The sequence below is a fragment of the Streptomyces sp. AC627_RSS907 genome (genome assembly GCF_019049165.1).
Genome location: NZ_JAGMUE010000784.1, coordinates 1 through 653, shown reverse-complemented (window position 1 = coordinate 653; position 653 = coordinate 1). Strand labels below are relative to the sequence as shown.

Sequence of the window (653 nt, the reverse complement as noted above, 5' to 3'; positions counted from 1 at the left end):
GCGACCATCAGACCGGCGGCGGCGATACGGGCCGTGCCGAAGCGTTCCTTCAGGAACAGCGCGCCGATCGCGGCACCCACGATGATGCTGGACTCGCGCAGTGCGGCGATCGGCGCGAGCGGCGCCCTGGTCTGCGCCCACAACACCAGCCCGTACGCGAAGACCGACAGCACCCCGCCGCCCAGGCCGCGCACGGCCACCGGCCGGAGCTGGCCGACGAGCGCGCCGCGCCGGGTGGCCAGCGCGTACGCGGGGATGGCCAGGCCCTCCAGGATCATCAGCCAGCCGATGTAGCCCATCGAGGTGCCGGAGGCGCGCACGCCCACGCCGTCCACGACGGTGTACGCGGCGATCGACAGGCCCGTGGCCACCGCGGCGGCCAGCGCCGCCCAGTGCGGCCGGGCGCCGGAGCCACGGATGCCCCACAGGGCGAGGCCGACCAGGCCGGCCGAGGCGACGACGACGCCCGCCGTCTGCCAGCCGCCCGGTCTCTCGTGCACGAAGACCGCGGCGAGCACGGTCACCACCAGCGGCGCCGTGCCGCGCGCGATCGGGTACATCTGCCCGAAGTCGCCGAGCCGGAACGAGCGCATCAGCAGCGCCTGGTAGAGCACGTGGATCACGGCGGAGGCCACGAGATACGGCCAGGCCCC

1 protein-coding gene is annotated in these 653 nt (G+C 74.9%); it reads right to left on the bottom strand.

Translation table 11 applies throughout. From position 1 onward, the window contains the following. A partial coding sequence (locus KUM32_RS38630) for a DMT family transporter (protein ID WP_217146468.1) occupies nucleotides 1-653 on the bottom strand: 653 nt, incomplete at both ends.